General features: G+C 66.8%; 11 protein-coding genes. 2 read left to right on the top strand and 9 right to left on the bottom strand.

Translation table 11 applies throughout. The annotated features are described in order from the left end of the window. Positions 1-3 precede the first annotated feature (3 nt). From mreD to A7D17_RS21635, 3 genes are all read right to left on the bottom strand, one after another. Positions 4-489, bottom strand: coding sequence for a rod shape-determining protein MreD (gene mreD / locus A7D17_RS21625; RefSeq protein ID WP_064510994.1), 486 nt, complete (start codon positions 487-489; stop codon positions 4-6). Next, entirely contained in the window at positions 486-1826 is a 1341-nt protein-coding gene (gene mreC / locus A7D17_RS21630; RefSeq protein ID WP_064510995.1) for a rod shape-determining protein MreC, read from the bottom strand. The genes mreD and mreC overlap by 4 nt, the downstream gene beginning before the upstream one ends. Before the next feature lie 172 nt (positions 1827-1998). Beyond that, entirely contained in the window at positions 1999-3045 is a 1047-nt protein-coding gene (locus tag A7D17_RS21635) for a rod shape-determining protein (protein ID WP_003482734.1), read from the bottom strand. A 277-nt stretch (positions 3046-3322) separates the two neighbouring features. Here A7D17_RS21635 and A7D17_RS21640 point away from each other — a divergent pair, with 277 nt between their 5' ends. Together A7D17_RS21640 and A7D17_RS21645 are read left to right on the top strand one after the other, a co-directional pair. Next, on the top strand, positions 3323-4255 hold the full coding sequence (locus tag A7D17_RS21640) for a carbohydrate kinase family protein (RefSeq protein WP_064510996.1): 933 nt from the start codon (positions 3323-3325) through the stop codon (positions 4253-4255). Positions 4256-4764: 509 nt separating this feature from the next. After that, the gene (locus A7D17_RS21645; RefSeq protein ID WP_064510997.1) at positions 4765-6738 is read left to right on the top strand and encodes a sigma-54-dependent Fis family transcriptional regulator; all 1974 of its coding nucleotides are present in this window, start codon (positions 4765-4767) and stop codon (positions 6736-6738) included. Positions 6739-7403: 665 nt separating this feature from the next. On the opposite strand, the gene A7D17_RS21650 is transcribed toward A7D17_RS21645, so the two are convergent. The 6 genes from A7D17_RS21650 to A7D17_RS21675 form a co-directional block, all read right to left on the bottom strand. Further along, entirely contained in the window at positions 7404-9695 is a 2292-nt protein-coding gene (locus A7D17_RS21650; protein WP_161946570.1) for a TonB-dependent receptor, read from the bottom strand. 151 nt (positions 9696-9846) lie between these two features. Further along, positions 9847-10953 carry an S-(hydroxymethyl)glutathione dehydrogenase/class III alcohol dehydrogenase gene (locus A7D17_RS21655; protein ID WP_064510998.1) on the bottom strand — a complete coding sequence of 369 codons (1107 nt, stop codon included), beginning with the start codon at positions 10951-10953 and terminating at the stop codon, positions 9847-9849. A gap of 35 nt (positions 10954-10988) precedes the next feature. After that, positions 10989-12068 carry a beta-propeller fold lactonase family protein gene (locus tag A7D17_RS21660; protein WP_082862221.1) on the bottom strand — a complete coding sequence of 360 codons (1080 nt, stop codon included), beginning with the start codon at positions 12066-12068 and terminating at the stop codon, positions 10989-10991. Beyond that, complete coding sequence (locus A7D17_RS21665) at positions 12065-12730, bottom strand: c-type cytochrome (RefSeq protein ID WP_064511000.1); 666 nt, start codon at positions 12728-12730, stop codon at positions 12065-12067. The genes A7D17_RS21660 and A7D17_RS21665 overlap by 4 nt, the downstream gene beginning before the upstream one ends. A gap of 25 nt (positions 12731-12755) precedes the next feature. Continuing rightward, positions 12756-14531 carry a quinoprotein dehydrogenase-associated putative ABC transporter substrate-binding protein gene (locus tag A7D17_RS21670; protein WP_064511001.1) on the bottom strand — a complete coding sequence of 592 codons (1776 nt, stop codon included), beginning with the start codon at positions 14529-14531 and terminating at the stop codon, positions 12756-12758. Further along, complete coding sequence (locus A7D17_RS21675) at positions 14528-16546, bottom strand: methanol/ethanol family PQQ-dependent dehydrogenase (protein WP_082862223.1); 2019 nt, start codon at positions 16544-16546, stop codon at positions 14528-14530. Before A7D17_RS21675 ends, A7D17_RS21670 begins: the two co-directional genes overlap by 4 nt. Positions 16547-17338 lie beyond the last annotated feature (792 nt).

Consider the following 17338-nt stretch of genomic DNA (forward strand, 5'->3'; position numbering starts at 1 on the left):
GGGCTACTTCTTGCTCCGCTTGCCCAGCCGCACCGCGTCCAGCAGCACGAACAGCGGCGGCCACAGCGCCATGCCCAGCAGCGGCGCCCACCAGTAGCTCCACGGCAGGGTCGGCTCGCCGACTGCCAGATGCACCGCCGAAGAGACGATCCGGTCATTCAACAGCAGCCCACCGATCGCCAGCGCCTGCTGCGACACCGGGAAGAAGCGCATCCGCGCGCGGAAGCGCTGCAGGATGAAGGTCATGATCACCAGCCGCAGCGCCTGTTCGCCAAGCAGCCCGCCATACAGCAGGTCGGCCAGCACGCCGGCCACGAAGGCGATGCCCAGCCCGACCCGGTCCGGCTCCTCGATCACCCAGTAGGCCAGCACCAGCGCCACCCAATATGGGCGCAGCGGCTGCACCACCGCCGGCAACGGCAGCAGGCCCAGCACCAACGCGATGAAGATGCTCACCGGCAGGATCCAGGTATTGCGCATGCGGGTCATTGGTCCGTCTCCTGCGGAGCCGGACGGGAATCGGGAATCGGGATTTGGGAATCGGTAGGAGCGGTGTTCTGCGGCGGTGAGGCGCTGCGGTTACCTGTTCCGAATGCGGCACTCCCTGACGCCCGTGAGCCCTGCGGTGAAGCCCGGCGGGCATCGGGATTCTGGATGCTGGATTCGTTCGATGCAGGAGAACGGGCGGGCATGCTGGCCGGGCGGTTGGATGCCGGGGCGCTCGCAGGCTGCGCGCCAGGTGTGGCCGATGGCGGCACGGACTGAGCGCGCGGAGCGGTGCCGGTTGCGGCAGCCGCTGCCGCGCCCGCCGTCGGGCGTGCCGGATCGGTCGCCGCGCTGGAAACTCCACCCGCCGGTGTGCGTGGCGTTGCGGTCAACGGCACGTTCGTTGGCGCGGTGGTGGCGGCGGGCGCGGCACTGCCGTTGCTGCTGCCGTTGCTGCTGCCGATTCCCGACTCCCCATTCCCGATTCCCGGCACCACCCGCAACGGCTTGCCGGCGCGCAGCAGCAACACGTCACGGCCGCGGTCGAGCTTGGCGGCCGGGGTCAGTTCGCCGACCAGGAAGGCGTGGGTGTCGTCGGGGTGCAGTTCGGAGACCTTGCCGACCGGGAAGCCGGCCGGGAAGCGGCCGCCCAGGCCGGAGGTGACGATCTCATCGCCCACCTGCACGCCGGCGCTGAGCGGGATGTCGCGCAGTTCCAGGCGGTCGCCGCGACCGTAGACGATCAGGCGCACGCCGTTGCGCGCCACGCTGACCGGCACCGCATGGTCGGGGTCGGTCAGCAGCAGCACGGTCGAATGCAGCGGGGTCACTTCGATCACCTGACCCATCAACCCGCCGGCATCGATCACCGCCTGGCCCAGCAGCACGCCATCGCGGCTGCCGGCATCCAGCAGCAGGCGCTGGCGGGTGGGGTCCAGGTCGATGTCCAGGATCGGCGCCAGCTGCACGTCCAGGCCGCGGCGCTCGGCCACGTTGAGCAGCTCGCGCAACTGCGCGTTGTCCAGCGCGGCGGTCTGCAGCCGGGTCAGCCGGGCGTTGGCGACCAGCAGCTGATTGCGCAGGTCGCGGGTTTCTTCCACCAGTTGCGCATGGGTGGCGGCGTTGTCGCGCACCTGCGAGCCGATCCGCCCCGGCAACCCGGCCACCGCCCAGATCGGCTGGATCAGCAGATTGGCCTGCAGCCGCACCTGGCTCAACCAGCTGCCGCGGCTATCGAGCGCGATCAGCACCACCGCCAGCACCAGATAGACCAGCAGCCGCAGCGTGGAGGTGACTTCGCCCGGACGGGAGGCGACGGGAGGACCGGCGTAGGAGGGCACTTTCAGGGCCGGGAATGGGGAGTCGGGAATGGGGAATCGGGGAGCAGTCGGCTGTCCCCGAAAAAATTGAGGCGAAAACTCACATGGGCCGGATCGCGTCGCAACCGCTCAGGGCCGCAGGCAGGGAATGCTTTCACGATTCCCCATTCCCGATTCCCCATTCCCGGCTCCATCACTCCGGCGCGAAGAACTCGTTGCCATGCATGTCCACCAGCTCCAGCGCGCGGCCGCCGCCGCGGGCCACGCAGGTGAGCGGGTCGTCGGCCACCTGCACGTGCAGGCCGGTTTCCTCGGAGATCAGGCGGTCCAGGTCGCGCAGTAGCGCGCCGCCGCCGGTGAGCACGATGCCGCGCTCGGCCACGTCGGCACACAGTTCCGGCGGGGTCTGCTCCAGCGCCAGCTTCACCGCGGAAACGATGCCCGACAGCGGCTCATGCAGCGCTTCGAGCACTTCATTGGAGTTGATCTTGATCATCTTCGGCACGCCCTCGGCAAGGTTACGGCCGGAGATTTCCATCTCCTGCACCTCGTCCTGCGGGTAGGCGCAACCGATCTGCAGCTTGATGCGCTCGGCGGTGGCTTCACCGATCAGCATGCCGTGGTTGCGGCGCACGTAGTTGGTGATCGACTCGTCGAAGCGGTCGCCGCCCACGCGCACCGACTGCGAGTAGACGATGCCGTTGAGCGAGATCACCGCCACTTCGGTGGTGCCGCCGCCGATGTCGATGACCATCGAGCCACGCGCTTCGGTCACCGGCATGCCGGCGCCGATCGCTGCAGCCATCGGTTCTTCGATCAGGTACACATCGCGTGCACCGGCCTCTTCCGCCGATTCCTTGATCGCGCGGCGTTCCACCTGGGTGGAACCGGCCGGAACGCACACCAGCACGCGCGGGCTGGGGCGCAGGAAGCGCGACTTGTGCACCTTCTTGATGAAGTGCTTCAGCATCGCCTCGGTATAGGTGAAGTCGGCGATGACGCCATCCTTCATCGGGCGGATGGTGGTGATGTGACCGGGGGTACGGCCGAGCATCTGCTTGGCCTCCGCGCCGACCGCAGCCACCGAGCGCGTGCCGCCGATTGCACGGTCCTGACGCACCGCGACCACCGATGGCTCGTTCAGCACGATGCCCTGCCCGCGCACGTAGATCAGCGTATTGGCCGTGCCCAGATCGATGGACAGGTCGTTGGAGAACATGCCGCGCAGTTTCTTGAACATCGAGGGAGTTGTTCCTGGGTAAGTCGCGCGCCCTGCCGCCAGAGTGGCGAAATTTTGGGCAGAAAACGAAGTCGGCTAGCCTAGCAATCCCCCCCGGGGTGAGCAAGGAAAAATCGGCGATTTCGCCTCTGTTTTCATGTGGCGGTCACGCCGGCCATGGCATGCGGTTGTGGCCCTGATCGGTCGCAGCCGTTACCCTTTGCGCCGCGGCGCGCGCGCCGTCCCGCTGCCATGCCCGGCAACTGGCGGGTATTTCCCTACGCAAAGGCCTGATTCGATGTCCGCACTGATCTGTGGTTCCCTCGCCTACGACACCATCATGGTGTTTCCGGACCAGTTCAAGAACCACATCCTGCCGGACAAGGTGCACATCCTGAATGTGTCGTTCCTGGTCCCGCGCATGCGTCGCGAGTTCGGCGGCTGCGCCGGCAACATCGCCTACAACCTGCACCTGCTGGGCGGCGCGCCGATCCCGATGGGCACGGTGGGCCAGGACTTCGGCCCGTACCGCGAGCACTTCGAGACGCTGGGCATCGACCTGTCGCGGGTGAAGATCATCGAGGACCTGTTCACCCCGCAGGCCTTCATCACCACCGACCATGACAACAACCAGATCACCGCCTTCCATCCGGGCGCGATGATGCGCAGCTACGAGAATCACGTGAAGGACGTGCCGGGCGTGACCCTGGGCCTGGTCGGCCCGGATGGGCGCGAAGGCATGATCCAGAACGCGGACGAGTTCGCTGCCGGCGGCATCCCCTTCATCTTCGACCCCGGCCAGGCGATGCCGCTGTTCAACGGTCCGGAGCTGCGCCAGTTCATCGAGCAGGCCCAGTACGTGGTGGTCAACGACTATGAGTCCAACCTGTTGCAGGAACGCACCGGCTGGGACGAAAAGGACATCGTCTCGCGCGTGCAGGCCTATATCACCACCCAGGGGCCGAAGGGCGCGCTGGTACATACGCCGGAGAAGACCTACGACATCCCGCCGGCACACGAACGCCGCGTGGTCGACCCCACCGGCTGCGGCGATGCGTTCCGCGCCGGGCTGATCTACGGCATCCAGCACAACTACGATTGGCTGACCATCGGGCGCATGGGCAACCTGATGGGCGCGCTGAAGGTGGAGCACCCGGGCACGCAGAACCAGCGCTTCGACTTCGCCGAATTCAACGACCAGTTCAAGCAGCAGTTCGGCTACGCGCTGTAAGCGCGGCCCGGAGCGCGCCGGTGCGACAGCTCGGCCGCGCACCGCACGCTCACCTGCGCCTGTATTGCGCCATGCCGGGCCCGGCCGGGCTTGGTGACGCGGGCCCGCGCGAGCCGTCCATCGCACATTGCCTTCTCCCTCCCGCCGGGAGAAGGTGCCCCGCAGGGGCGGAGGCCGGTCCGCGCGACCTCTGATGCGGCCGGCCGGCACATACGCGTCGAAGGCACCCTCGCACCAGCCCGCACGCCACCCAGCCTGCCCTTGCTCCACTGCCGCGCAAGCCAGGCACCTCGAGCCCCCTCGCCTTCTCACACCGCCAAGAGAAGGGCATGTCAGCCGTCCTGGAAACGCCGCGCGGCAGCGGCCGCCACCGCGCCGCAACGCCCTGGCAGTCAGCCCGAGGAGATTGTCCGGCACGCCGCACGTCGCAGTTTGCTGCAATGCAGTTTGAGCAGAGGCCCGGTTTGTGTCTCTACTGGCGTCTCGCGCCCACCAAGGAACGCTGGCCCATGTCAGAGCCAAGCGTTGTCGCCGCCGCTTCCATCAGCCTGCCGGAGATCGAACCGGATGCCCTCCGGCAGATCCGGCGGCTGCGCGACATCGCGCCGCTGGCGGCGCCACTGTCGCGCTCGTGGCGGCGCTGCCTGGACGATTACGCCCTGCTGCCCGAAGCGACGCCCGAGCCACTGGTGCACGACGCACTGCATGTGCGCGAGCGCCAGCAGCGCCTGGGCGAGGTACTGCGCATCGCCAGGGTGGAGATGGAAAACCTGTACGAGCAGATTGCCGGCAGCGGCTATGCGGTGATCTTCGGCGATGCCGAGGCCACCGTGCTGCACAGCGTGCACGACTCCACGCTGCTGCGCGAATTCCGCCAGGCCGGCCTGTTCTGCGGCGCCAGCTGGGCCGAGTGCCATCAAGGCACCAACGGCCTGGGTACCTGCGCGGCCGAACGCACCGCGGTCAGCGTGCACCGCGGCGAGCATTACCTGACCCGGCACCTGCCACTGTCGTGCAGCGGCGCGCCGATCCTGGACCCGCATGGCGGCCTGCTGGCGGTGCTGGATGCCTCCACCCCCAATGCGCAGGACAGCAAGCAGATCCAGCGGCATACCATGGCCCTGGTCAGCATGTCGGCCGCGCAGATCTCGCGTTCGCATTTCCTCAACCAGTTCGGTCACGCGTTCATCCTGCGCTTTCACAGCCGCCCGGAGTTTGCCGGGTTGCTGCATGAAGCGCTGATCGCCATCGGCGCCGATGGCCGCGTGCTGGCGGTCAACGAAGCAGTGCTGGAGCAACTGGGCAAGCTGGACCGCAGCCAACTGGTGGGCCGCGACATTTCGCAGGTGATGCAGCTGGATTTCGACACTCTGGAACACCGCGCCGGCAGCGATGCAGGCACGCTGTGGTCGATTCGCTGTGCGTGCCACGGGCGGCGTTTCTATGCGCTGGTGCGGCCGCCGCGCGCGCGCGTTGCACCGGCATCGATCGGCGGGGCCGGACAGGTGGCGCCGGAGTGCGAACTGCAGCCAGGTGAGCATGTCGGCTCGGATTCGCGCATGCGCCACAACCTGGCCAATGCACTGAAACTGGCCGCGCATCGCGTGTCGATCCTGCTGCGCGGCGATACCGGCACCGGTAAGGAAGAATTCGCCAAAGCGGTGCATCGCGGCTCGCCCTGGGCCAGCGGCGGGTTTGTCGCGATCAATTGCGCGGCAATTCCCGAGGCGCTGATCGAAAGCGAATTGTTCGGTTACGCGCGCGGCGCCTTCACCGATGCCGCGCGCGAAGGGCGCCACGGCAAATTGCTGCAGGCCAGCGGCGGCACGCTGTTTCTGGATGAAATCGGCGACATGCCGTTGCCGTTGCAGAGCCGCCTGCTGCGCGTGCTGGAAGAACAATCGGTCACTCCGCTTGGCAGCGAGCGGGCGGTGCCGCTGGAACTGCATGTGATCAGCGCCAGCCACCGCGATCTGGCGCAACGCGTGGCTGCAGGCGAGTTTCGCGAGGATCTGTATTACCGCCTCAACGGCGTGGTGCTGCACCTGCCGCCGCTGCGCGAACGTAGTGACAAGGCCGAGCTGATCCGCACGCTGTTGCGCGAAGAAAACGCAGAGCACAGCGTGCGCATCAGCGAAGAGGCCATGCACAAACTGCTCAGCTACGCCTGGCCCGGCAATCTGCGTCAGCTGCGTAATGTCCTGCGCACCGCCGCGGTGCTGTGCAGCAACGGCGTGATCCGCCTGCCCAACCTGCCGCAGGAAATCGTTGATGCCGGTAGCGCACCCTGCCTGGTCGATGGTCGCGCGGTGGCCGCCGACGACATGCCCGGCCGCGCCGCACTGGATCAGGCCGAACGCCTGGTGCTGCAGCAACAGCTCGAACGCCACCGCTGGAATGTCAGCCGCACCGCCGATGCGCTGGGGATCAGCCGCAATACGCTGTATCGCAAGTTGCGCAAGCATGGCTTGGATACCGGGTGATCGAGGGGCGGGGATTTGGGAGTCGGAATTGGGGAATTGAGAGGCAGGGATTTGGGATTCGGAATTGGGGATTCGTCAGAGCCAAGGCGGAGTCTCTCAGCGCTGGTACTTGGAGCGATTAGAAAACTCCTTCTCCCTTCTCAGGTGGGTGCTGCTGTTGTTTGGTGCGGCATCTAGCATGCGTACATGCCGCGATTGTGGAGCGGATGATTTGGGGCTTGGTTGCAGGGCCCTTGCCCGCCCACCATCGCGGGACACGCCGCAAGTACGTCCTTGTAGGCTCTTACGCGGCATCCATGCCGAGTAAGGTCCCGCGACGGTGGGCGGGCAAGGACCAGTTGAGCTGGTCGGTGCGCGCGGCAGGAGCGATTGATGCGCGTTGTTCGATCATGACGTGCCGGCTCAACGCCTGATGCGCAACGCGCTCCAAGCAGCTTTTCACACGACCACCGATTCACTCTCTGGTGCGGTGGCCCCGCAGATTGCGGGACCGTGTGGCGGCACGGATGCCGCCACCGAGCCGCCAGGGATGGGTTCACGGCGTGTCCCGCGAGCGACGAGGACGCCGCGCCCTCCACCAGTGCAGCTCGGCACCATCCAGATGAAGCTGCGAGCAACTGGAGCCCGCACCTACGAATCCCTAATCCCCAATCCCCGCCCCAGACTCACAACGCCCAACGCAACCCGATCAGATACTGCCGCGGTACGCCCGGCGCGAGGAACCTTGCCGGGCCGGTTTCCACCGGCGCTTCCTGCGGGCGCGCCAGTTCGCCGTCGGGGAACACGTCTTCGGCCACGGCTGCGTAGGTCGCGTAGCGGCGGTTGAAGACGTTGTCGATGCGGGCGAACAACGACAGCCGCTCGCCCAGTTGCCAGCGCGCCTGTAGATCCACCAGCGCATAGCCGGCGGTGCCGATGTCGATGCGCTCGGGAGCCGCTTCGCCGTCTTCGGCGTTGTCGACCTGGCCGTCTTCGTTGCCGCTGGCTACCCGCCCGGACACAGCGCGCAGGCCCATGCCCAACGTCAGCGCGTCGCGCTGCCATTCCACGCCAAGCTTGAGGTTATGCCGCGGTAGAGCGGCGATCCGCAGGCCCGGCCGCAGGGCGATCACGCGTTCGCCGGACAGCAGTTCGCCGCTGCTGCGATAGCTCGCGTCCAGATAGCTGTATCCCGCAGACCACTGCCAGTCGCCGCTGCGCAGGTGCAGCGCCGCATCGATGCCCTGGTAGCGGGTACGGCCCACGTTATCGAAATAACCCAGCTGCGTGTCGGGCGCACGCAAAAACAGGATGTCGTCGCGATTGTCGGCGCGGTACACCGACACCGTCGCGTTGCTGTCGGCCCATGGCGACCAGCGTGCGCCCAGCTCGTAGGTCCGCGAGACGATCTGCTCCAGGCGCGGGTCGGCCTGCAAGCCGGTCGGCAGCCGGCACGGCTGGGTGGGATCGGCGCACCCCAGTTCGATGGCCGTGGGCGCGCGCGTGTTCTGCGCCACCGAGCCGTACACGGTGAGGCCGGACTCCAGCCGATGGGTGAGCCCCAGCGAGGGGTTGGCCTTGGCGTAGACGAAGCGCTCGCGCGGGCGGTCGCCGTCTTCGGCGGTGGAGAGGATGTTGTCCACCACCACCCGGTTCCAGCGCAGGGCGGCAGTGAAATGGGTGGCCGCGTCCAGCTCCCAGGTATCTGCGACAAACGCGCCCAGCGTCTTGGTGCTGCCGCGCACCCCGGAAAAGAACGCACGCTCGGCATCTGGATCGGCCACCACCGAGCGGTCCGGCTGTACCCAGCCATCGCGGGCGAATTGGCGGTACCGCACATGCCCGCGGTCGAAGGTGACACCGGCACTGAGCGCATGCGCGCCCCACTGCTTGCTCAAGTTGAGCGCAAGCCCCTGCGCTTCCTGACGCATCTGGGTGGTATTGAGCGCGCCGGTATGCAGCGCATCGGCATCGGCGCGCGCCACCTCGCAATCGGCATCCAGCGCGCTGCCATCGGCGGCGTAGCCGGAGGCGCACTCCTCGACGAATTCTTCGTAGTCTTCGCCGATGTCGCCGTTGACGGTGTCGCGCCGCCCCACCCGCGAGTACGCCAACGCATGCACCGCAGTGTCGGCATCGAAGCGATGATCCAGTTGCGCGGTCAGCAGCGTGTTGCGATTGCGGGTGAGGTCGGGCGAGGTATACACCGCGCGGCGATCGGCGCGATACAGCCCGGGCTCTGGCCCTTCATCGGTGTAGCGCGTATCCGGCAGCAGGCCATTGCCGATCAGGCGGCTGCGCCCGTGCAGCAGCGACAGACTCCAGTCGGTGTCATCGCCTTGCCGGCCGAGCTTGCCGAACACCGTGCCCAGGCGTCCTTCGGAGGCATCGCGCCAGCCGTTTTCGTCGAAGCCGGTCACTGCGATAAAGCCATGCCAGCCATCGCCGCCGGCCACGCCGTAGCTGGCGTCCAGCCGCTTGCGCGCGCCGCTGCCGATGCTCAGTTCGCCCTGCAATCCTGGCGCAGTGAGGCCGGATGCGGTGGACAACACCACCGCGCCGCCGAGCGTGTTTGGCCCGAACAACGGGTTGGAACCGGGCATCAAGGTCACCGCGGTGATGGCCGATTCGGGCAGCATGTCCCAGCTGACGATATCGGCGAACGGCTCGTTGACGCGCACGCCATCCAGATAGACCGACACGCCCTGCGAGGCGCCCGGCAAGGCCGATGCGCGAAAGCCATGGAAGGTGAGGTCGTTCTGAAATGCGCTGCCCTGTACATCGTTGCCATCCACGCCGACAAAGCGGCGTTGCAGCAGATCGCCGAGGTTGTTGCTGCGCCCGCGCGACAACTCCGCAGTGGTCGCCGATTGCACCATGTACGGCAGCTGCGCCGCGTCGATGGTGGTGCCGGGGATCGGCGTGGCGGTGACTTCGATGCGATCCAGCCAGGTGACTTGCGGCGTGTCGTCGGCCATTGCAGCGCCGATCGTGCCAGCGCACAGCAGTGCTGCGCATGCGTGGGCGAGCCGATGCCGTTGCAGTGCATCGCAGCCATGGCGTGCGGTGCAAAACGGCGGTGTGCTGCAATACCCAGGCAAGTGATGCGTCGATCTCATGTCGTCTCCTTCAATACCGCACGATCGATTTGATGCCGCGCGCCGCGCGCAGATCTGCCAGCGCCTGATTGATGTCGTCCAATGCGAGCGTGCGGGTGATCAGCGGTGCCAGCTGGAGATCGCCACGCAGATAACGCTCCACATAGCCGGGCAACTCGCTGCGCCCCTTCACTCCGCCGAACGCGCTGCCACGCCACACCCGCCCGGTGACCAGCTGGAATGGGCGGGTGCTGATTTCCTGCGCATCGTCGGCCACGCCGAGAATGACGCTCTCGCCCCAGCCCTTGTGGCAGCACTCCAGCGCCGCGCGCATTGCGCCGACATCGCCCACGCATTCGAAACTATGGTCGGCGCCACCGTCGGTGAGGTCCACGATCACCTGCTGGATCGGCGCGCCGTAGTCGCGCGGGTCCAGGCAATCGGTGGCGCCCAGCGCGCGTGCCAGTGCGAACTTGCCCGGGTCGATATCCACCGCGATGATGCGCCCGGCCTGCGCCAGCACTGCGCCCTGGATGACCGACAAGCCGATCCCGCCCAGCCCGAACACCGCCACGCAGTCGCCGGGCCGCACATGCGTGCTGTTGAGCACCGCGCCCACACCGGTGGTGACCGTGCAGCCGAGCAGGCAGACCTGATCCAACGGCGCATCCGGGTGGATACGGGCCACCGCGATCTCCGGCAGCACGGTGTATTCGGAAAACGTGCTGGTGCCCATGTGGTGCAGGATTGGGCGCCCATGCAATGAGAACCGGCTGCTGCCATCGGGCATCAGGCCGCGCTCCTGGCTGCTGCGGATCGCCTGGCACAGGTTGGTGCGCCCGGAGCGACAGAACTTGCAGACGCCGCATTCGGGCATGTACAGCGGGATGACGTGATCGCCGACGCGCACGCTGGTCACGCCGATGCCGACGTCTTCGACGATGCCGGCACCCTCCTGCCCCAGGATCGCCGGGAAGCTGCTTGCCTGCCCGTGCGCCAACGCATGCGCGTCGCCATGGCAGACGCCGGTGGCGACCAGGCGCACCAGCACTTCGCCGGGGCGCGGCGGCTGCAGGTCCACTTCTTCGATGGTCAGCGGCTGATGCGGACCCCAGGCCACCGCAGCGCGTGTCTTCATCCCGCCTCCCCGGCGCGTGTCGGCATGGGCGCCGCTCAGCGCGCGATGACCACGCCCCACGGCAGTTCGCCGACAGGGATCTGTTTGAGTTCGCGCAAACTGGCGGTATCGATCACGCTCACCGTGTTGGAGCGCCCGTTGGCCACATACAGCTTGTCGCCAGCCGGTGTCAGTGCCGGGTTCCAGGGCCGCAAGCCGACCGGAATCTCCGCCAGGCTGCGCCCCTGCCGGGTGTCGATCACGCTCACGGTGCCGGCGCCGCCATTGGATGCGTACAGCCGCGCGCCATCAGCCGAGAGGGTGACCCCGGCGGTACGCACACCGGCCGGCAGGCTGGCGCGGCGCGTGCGGGTCTGCAGATCGATCACATCCACCACGTTGGCGGTTTCCTGCGCGATGTAGACGCTGTGTCCATCCGGGGCGAACGCCATCCCGCGCGGATGTCCGCTGGTGGCAACCACGCCGCGCGACCGGTGCGTGGCCAGCTCGATCATGTCCATGTCGTTGGAGCCCTCGTTGCTGGTGAGCAGCCACTGCCCATCCGGCGTATACGCGCAATGTTCCGGTGCCTGCCCGCGCGTGGCGATGACCTGCTGCACGCGGAACTGCGCCGCATCGATCAGCATCACCTGGTTCTGTCCTTCCACGCACACGGCAAACTGGGTGCCATCGGGCGAACGTGCGATTCCTTCGGCGTTTTCGCCGATGTCCACCTGGCGCACAACGGTGTCCTTGGCGGTGTCCAGTTCGATCAACCGGTGATGTTCGGCATCGATCAGATACAGCAGCCCCTGCGGGCCGGGCAGCACCTGCTGCAGGCGCTTGCCGAGCTGGCCCTGCGCACTGAGCGTGCGCACCACCGTGTCGCTGGCAGTGTCGATCACCGACACCGTGCCGCTGCGTTGATTGGGCACATATGCAAACACCGGCGGCGATGCGGGCACCGGCGCTGCATCGGTGGCGGGTGCCGGCGCGGAGGCTGCGGGCGCCGCCGTGGAGGCCGTCACCGTCGCATCGCGCTGGCAGCCGGCCAGCAGGAGCAAGGCGCCGAGCGCACCCATGGTCGCCAGGCGCAGCCAGGCGCCGGAGGCCGCTCTAGGTGCGCCTGGCCTCATTGCGCCTTGCCTGCAGTCTTGTTGATCGAATGGATGAAAGCCAGCAGCTTCTCGGTATCGCCGGGCTTGAGCACCGGTGCGAACGGCGGCATCTGCCCGACGACCTTCTCATGCCCGATGCGGGTCTTGCCATGGGTGATCATCGCGGCGGTACCTTCGCTGATCAGTGCGCGCAAGGTGTCGTCGTCGCTGCCGTACACCCACACATCGTTGGTCAGCGGCGGGCACATGCCACCGCCACCGGTGCCGCCGTGGCAGGCATTGCAGCCGGCCGAGAAATAGATCTTTTTGCCTTCGGCCACCAGCTCCGGGGTGACCTTGACCTCCGGCCCCTTCGGAATCGGCACCACGGTGGCCGGCGGCGCGGGCGGGGTGGCTGGATCGGGCGCTGGCCCGGCGGCGGGATTAGGCACTGCCGGCGGTGCGGCGGCCGGTGCTGGTGCTGTGGCGGTTGATGCAGGTGCGGGTGCTGGCGCGCCGGCGGCAGCGGGGGCCGCCGCATCCGGCGCCGGAGCAGGCGGCGGCGCTTGTTCCTTGCCGCAAGCCGCCAGCACTGCACTGAGCAGCACGCCGCACAGCGCTGCGCGGACGGAACGATCGATACAACCCATGGTGGACTTGCGCATGAACGAACCTTTCTGATCGGAGGGAACACCGCGCACCCCGTGCACGCGGTGGATGAAACAGTCAGCGTCTGGCAGGGCGCCTGGCCGCGTTGAGGAGCGAAGCCAGCGCGGTATCGCCGCGGTCCTGTGCCAATGTCGCGGCGGTCTTGCCATCGCGGTTGCGTGCCGCCGGGTCGGCACCGGCAGCCAGCAGACGCTTGGCGACGTCCTCGCGCCCGGCCGCTGCGGCCAGCATCAAGGCGGTGACACCGGCCTGGTTTGCATGTCCCACGTCGGCGCCGCGCGCGAGCAGCGCGTCGAGGATGGCCGGGTCGTCACGCGCCACCGCAAACATCACCGGCGTAAATCCCTTGGCATTGGCGCGCTTGACGTTCGCCCCCGCGGCCAGCAGTGCCTGCACCACGCTGGCGTCGGCATACGAGACCGCCAGATCCAATGCGCTCCAGCCATCGCCGGACACCGTATCGACCGGGGCGCGCTTGCCCACCAGCCGGGTCACGCTATCGGCATCGTTGGCCCACGCGGCTTTCATCAGCGCAGTCCAGCCACTGGCATCGCGCGCATCCAGCCGTGCACCGGCATCCAGCAACAGGCCGACCAGATCCGGCTCCTGATTGCGGATGGCCTGATGCAATGGCGGCTCGCCGAGCAGGTTGGGCGTATTGGCATCGGCGCCGTGCCGCAGCAACCACGCAGCACGCACGGCGTCGCCGGCATCCAGCGCATGCGCCAGTTCCTGGTTGGGGTTGGCGCCGTCCGCGATGCGCAGCTGCAGCTGCGCCAGTTCCTGCGACGAGGCGGCAGGACTCGGCGTAGTCGATGCGGAGGCAGGCGTGGTGTAAGGCCCATGCGACGGCAGGTCGCCGGCCACGATGCAGTCGCTGCAACGCACCAGCGGCACGTGATAGCCCTGCAGGATCTCGGCGATCTTTGCCGCGTTGTCCTGCAGCGCGGTGTTCAATGCATCGCGCAATGCGGCGTTCTTGCGCGATACCGCCCACGCCATCGAATATTCCAGCACCGCATCGTCGATGGTGTTCAACGGCACCACGCCCAGGCTGCTGCGCGCGGCGTAGTAACCGGCCACCGGGCCCCAGGATTCGGCCGCATCCAGTTCGTTGGCGGCCACACGCTCCACCAGCTTGCCCGGGTGTTCTTCCGGTGCGGTGGCCGAGTCGTAGAACAGGTATTGCACCTCACCAATGATGCCGTGCTCGTACAGCGCCTGGCGCGCGGGTGAGCTCTGAAACACGCCCAGCCGCAGTTTTTTCAGCGCCGGATCGTCCAGCGATGTGGGCACCAGATTCAAGCCCTTGCGCGTGACCAGCACATAGGTCGAGCGGTACACCGGGCGCGTGGTCAGGCCCTGTTCGAAATCGCTGTTGAGATCCATCAGCAGATCGCAGCGGCCGGCAGTGATGGTGCTGCGCGCCAGCCCGCGCTGGTAGTAGGTGCGCCATTCGTATTCCAGGCGACGGCCCATGGCATCGGCCACCACCTGCGCAATCTTGTTCTGAAAGCCCTCGCCCGCCTTGTTGGACAACGGCATGTTGCCCGGGTCGGCGCATACGCGCAGCACCGTGGGATCGGGCGCAGGCGGTGGCGTGTTTGCCGGCGTTTGCGCGGCGGCGGGTGCTGCAGTGGATGCAGGCGCCGCTGCGGGCGCCGCACCGGAATCAGAAGCGCGAGCCGTCGGTGAAGACGGCTCGCGTGTGCAACCTGCGGCGACGAGTCCGAGGATGCAAACCACCAGCACCTTGCGCAGGTGCCGGGTCATGCCGCGCACGTCGGCAGGACTCTGCCGACGCGTGCGTCCAACGCCTTGCGTGGATCTCATCGTGCCGTCTTCGCTGCTGCGTTGGCGGTGCCGCCACCCGCGGCCGCAGTGGCAGTTGCAGTGGTGGACACCGTCTTGCCGGCGCCATCGATTCGGAAGGTGTGCACCATGCCTCCGAGCGGGATCTTGTCGAAGCCGGCGCCGAACGCCAGCCCGGCAGCACCCAGCGCGCCGTACGGATCGGACGGATCAAGACCTGCCGCCACCGGCAGACCGATCCAGCCGCCGATGCCCGAGAACACCGCTACGTACTGGTGGCCGTTGGCCTTGTAGGCGATCGGGTTGCCGATGATGCCGGAGGGCAACTTCATCTCCCACAACTTCTTGCCGGTGTCCTTGTCCACCGCACGGAACCAGCCATCCAGCGTGCCGTAGAACACCAGTCCGCCATCGGTGACCAGGGTGCCGCTCCACACCGGGAACTTCTCCTTGATCTCCCACTTGGACTTGCCTTCCACCACGTCGAAGGCCTTGACGATGCCCAGCGCACCGGGCTCATTGGGTTTCATCATCACGTTGGCGAACACATACGGCAGGCCCATCATGGTGTTGCCGCGTTCCTGCGGTTCCAGCTCCATGTGCCAGTTGTTGGTGCCGCAGAAGAACACTGCCGAATTGGCCGGGTCCACCGAACACGGCTGCTGATCCTTGCCGCCCATCGCCGACGGGAACGCCTGCACTTTCTTGCCGCGTTCCAGCGGCGAATGCGCGGCCACCTTCACTGGCCGGCCGGTCTTCATGTCGATGCGCTCGGCCCAGTTGGCCGGTACGAATTTATGCGCGCGCAGCAGCGTGCCATCGCGGCGATCGAGCACATAGGCAAACCCGTTGCGATCGAACTGCACCACCGAGGGGACCTGCTTGCCGTCGATGGTCAGGTCCACCAGGATCGGCTCGTTGATGCCGTCGTAATCCCACTGGTCGAACGGGGTCTTCTGATAGCCCCACACCGCTTCGCCGGTATCGATCTTGCGCGCGAACAGCGTCATCGACCACTTGTTGTCGTGCTCGCCGTTATTGCACTCCTCCTGCGTGGTCTTGCCGCAGCGATACGACGGGCTCCACAGACCCGGATTGCCGGTGCCGTAGTACACCAGCTTCAACTTCGGGTCGTAGCTGTACCAGCCCCAGGCCGCGCCACCGCCGCGCTTCCATTCCTCGTTGGGGAAGGTCTTGACGCCCAGGTCTCCAAGCTGGCCGTGCTGCGGATTGGCCTTGTTGAAATCCGGACCCAGGCAGATCGCCTTGTCGGTACCGGCCGCATCGCAGGACCAGGCCTGCTTGCCATCGGACAGGTTGTAGGCGGCCACGCGCCCGAGCACGCCGAACTCGTTGCCGCTGATGCCGGCCACCACTTTGCCGTCGGCAATGATCGGCGCCATGGTGATGGTTTCGCCCTTGTCCGGGTGTGCAAGTTTCTGCTTCCACACTTCCTTGCCGGTCTTGGCATCGAGCGCGATCACATCGCCGCTCAGGCTGCCGAACACCAGCTTGCCATCGGCATACGAGGCGCCGCGGTTGACGGTGTCGCAGCAGGCCACCGCCACCGAACGCTCGTCCTGTTGCGGGGTGTATTTCCACAACACCTTGCCGCCGTCGTCCTGCGCCGCCAGGTCGATGGCGAACACGTTGTTCGGGTACGCGCTGACCATGTACATGATGCTGCCGATCACCAGCGGCTGGCCTTCGTGGCCGCGCGTGGCGTCGGTCTTCATTTCCCACGACATCTTCAGGTTCTTGACGTTGTCGCGGTTGATTTCGGCCAGCGGGCTGTGACGGGTAAGCGCAAAGTCGCGACCGACGCCACCCCAGTTGTCCGCGTTGCTGGCGTTGGCGGTGAATTCGCTATCGGTATCCACCACGGCAGCGGCGGGTGGCGCGGCGGCCGGGGCCGCTGCAGGTGCGGGCGCGGCGGTTTCGGCCGGCGTGTCCTTCTTGCAACCGGATAACACGGCGCTCAGCGCGAGCATCAGCAGCGCGCCGCTGCGGATGCTGCGACAGGAAGATTGGTGCATATGCGTCTACCCCTCTCGGTGAACAATCCAATCGAACGAACAGCCACGGGCGTTTGAGGCACGCAACGGCGGCGCAAACGGGTGGGTACCGCGAGAGGACAGAGCACAGCGCGTGCCAGCGCGCTGTTGCGTCGCAGCACCTTGCGGCGTCAGGGCTTTGTATGGACGCAGTGAATGCCGCGCGAGCGGTGTATCGGATTTGGCACACTTTGCGCCGAGCGTGCTGTAGCAGCGATGGAACAGGGTCGACGGGGCGCTTCGGTGGGAGAGGCGGCGCAACCACCTGGTCAACCGGGCGACGGATGTTTTCCTGAGCCGCTGGTTTCTGGAGATGGCCGCGAATGAGATCGCGGGTTTCCGGAGATGGCGGCGGATGAGATGGCGGCGAAGCAGCGCTACTGCCCACTAGCAACGACAACGAGCCCATCACGCCCACACCTGCGTTTGTTTCGCCGTTGGGGAATGCGCCCGAGGAGGCAGGTGAGAGGTGCCCGGATGACGAAACTGATACGTTCGTCGTGCGCTTTTGAAGCGAAATACTAGAATCTGATGCACTGCGCTTGGTCCGTACCCTCACCCCAACCCCTTATCTCTTGGCGATCTGCCAGATTAGGTGTCGAGAGGCGGCGTGGTCGACCGATAACCCCTTGGTCTTGCCGACCGCGGGAGAGCCAGCTCGCCACGCCGCAATCTCCTGGCAAACGCCCGAACAGTTGCTCGAGTAGGCGCTCGTAACGATAAGGCTGGGCTGCACAGGAGAGCTCTCGACCCGTCGAGCATAGCGGAGTTGAT

Origin of the sequence: Xanthomonas floridensis (assembly GCF_001642575.1) — a bacterium.
Classification (GTDB): domain Bacteria; phylum Pseudomonadota; class Gammaproteobacteria; order Xanthomonadales; family Xanthomonadaceae; genus Xanthomonas; species Xanthomonas floridensis.

Excerpts from the sequence above, each read along its gene's own strand:
- mreD (WP_064510994.1), bottom strand. The coding sequence starts at position 489 with ATGACCCGCATGCGCAATACCTGGATCCTGCCGGTGAGCATCTTCATC.
- A7D17_RS21635 (WP_003482734.1), bottom strand. The coding sequence starts at position 3,045 with ATGTTCAAGAAACTGCGCGGCATGTTCTCCAACGACCTGTCCATCGAT.
- A7D17_RS21640 (WP_064510996.1), top strand. The coding sequence starts at position 3,323 with ATGTCCGCACTGATCTGTGGTTCCCTCGCCTACGACACCATCATGGTG.
- A7D17_RS21645 (WP_064510997.1), top strand. The coding sequence starts at position 4,765 with ATGTCAGAGCCAAGCGTTGTCGCCGCCGCTTCCATCAGCCTGCCGGAG.
- A7D17_RS21650 (WP_161946570.1), bottom strand. The coding sequence starts at position 9,695 with ATGGCCGACGACACGCCGCAAGTCACCTGGCTGGATCGCATCGAAGTC.
- A7D17_RS21655 (WP_064510998.1), bottom strand. The coding sequence starts at position 10,953 with ATGAAGACACGCGCTGCGGTGGCCTGGGGTCCGCATCAGCCGCTGACC.
- A7D17_RS21660 (WP_082862221.1), bottom strand. The coding sequence starts at position 12,068 with ATGAGGCCAGGCGCACCTAGAGCGGCCTCCGGCGCCTGGCTGCGCCTG.
- A7D17_RS21670 (WP_064511001.1), bottom strand. The coding sequence starts at position 14,531 with ATGAGATCCACGCAAGGCGTTGGACGCACGCGTCGGCAGAGTCCTGCC.
- A7D17_RS21675 (WP_082862223.1), bottom strand. The coding sequence starts at position 16,546 with ATGCACCAATCTTCCTGTCGCAGCATCCGCAGCGGCGCGCTGCTGATG.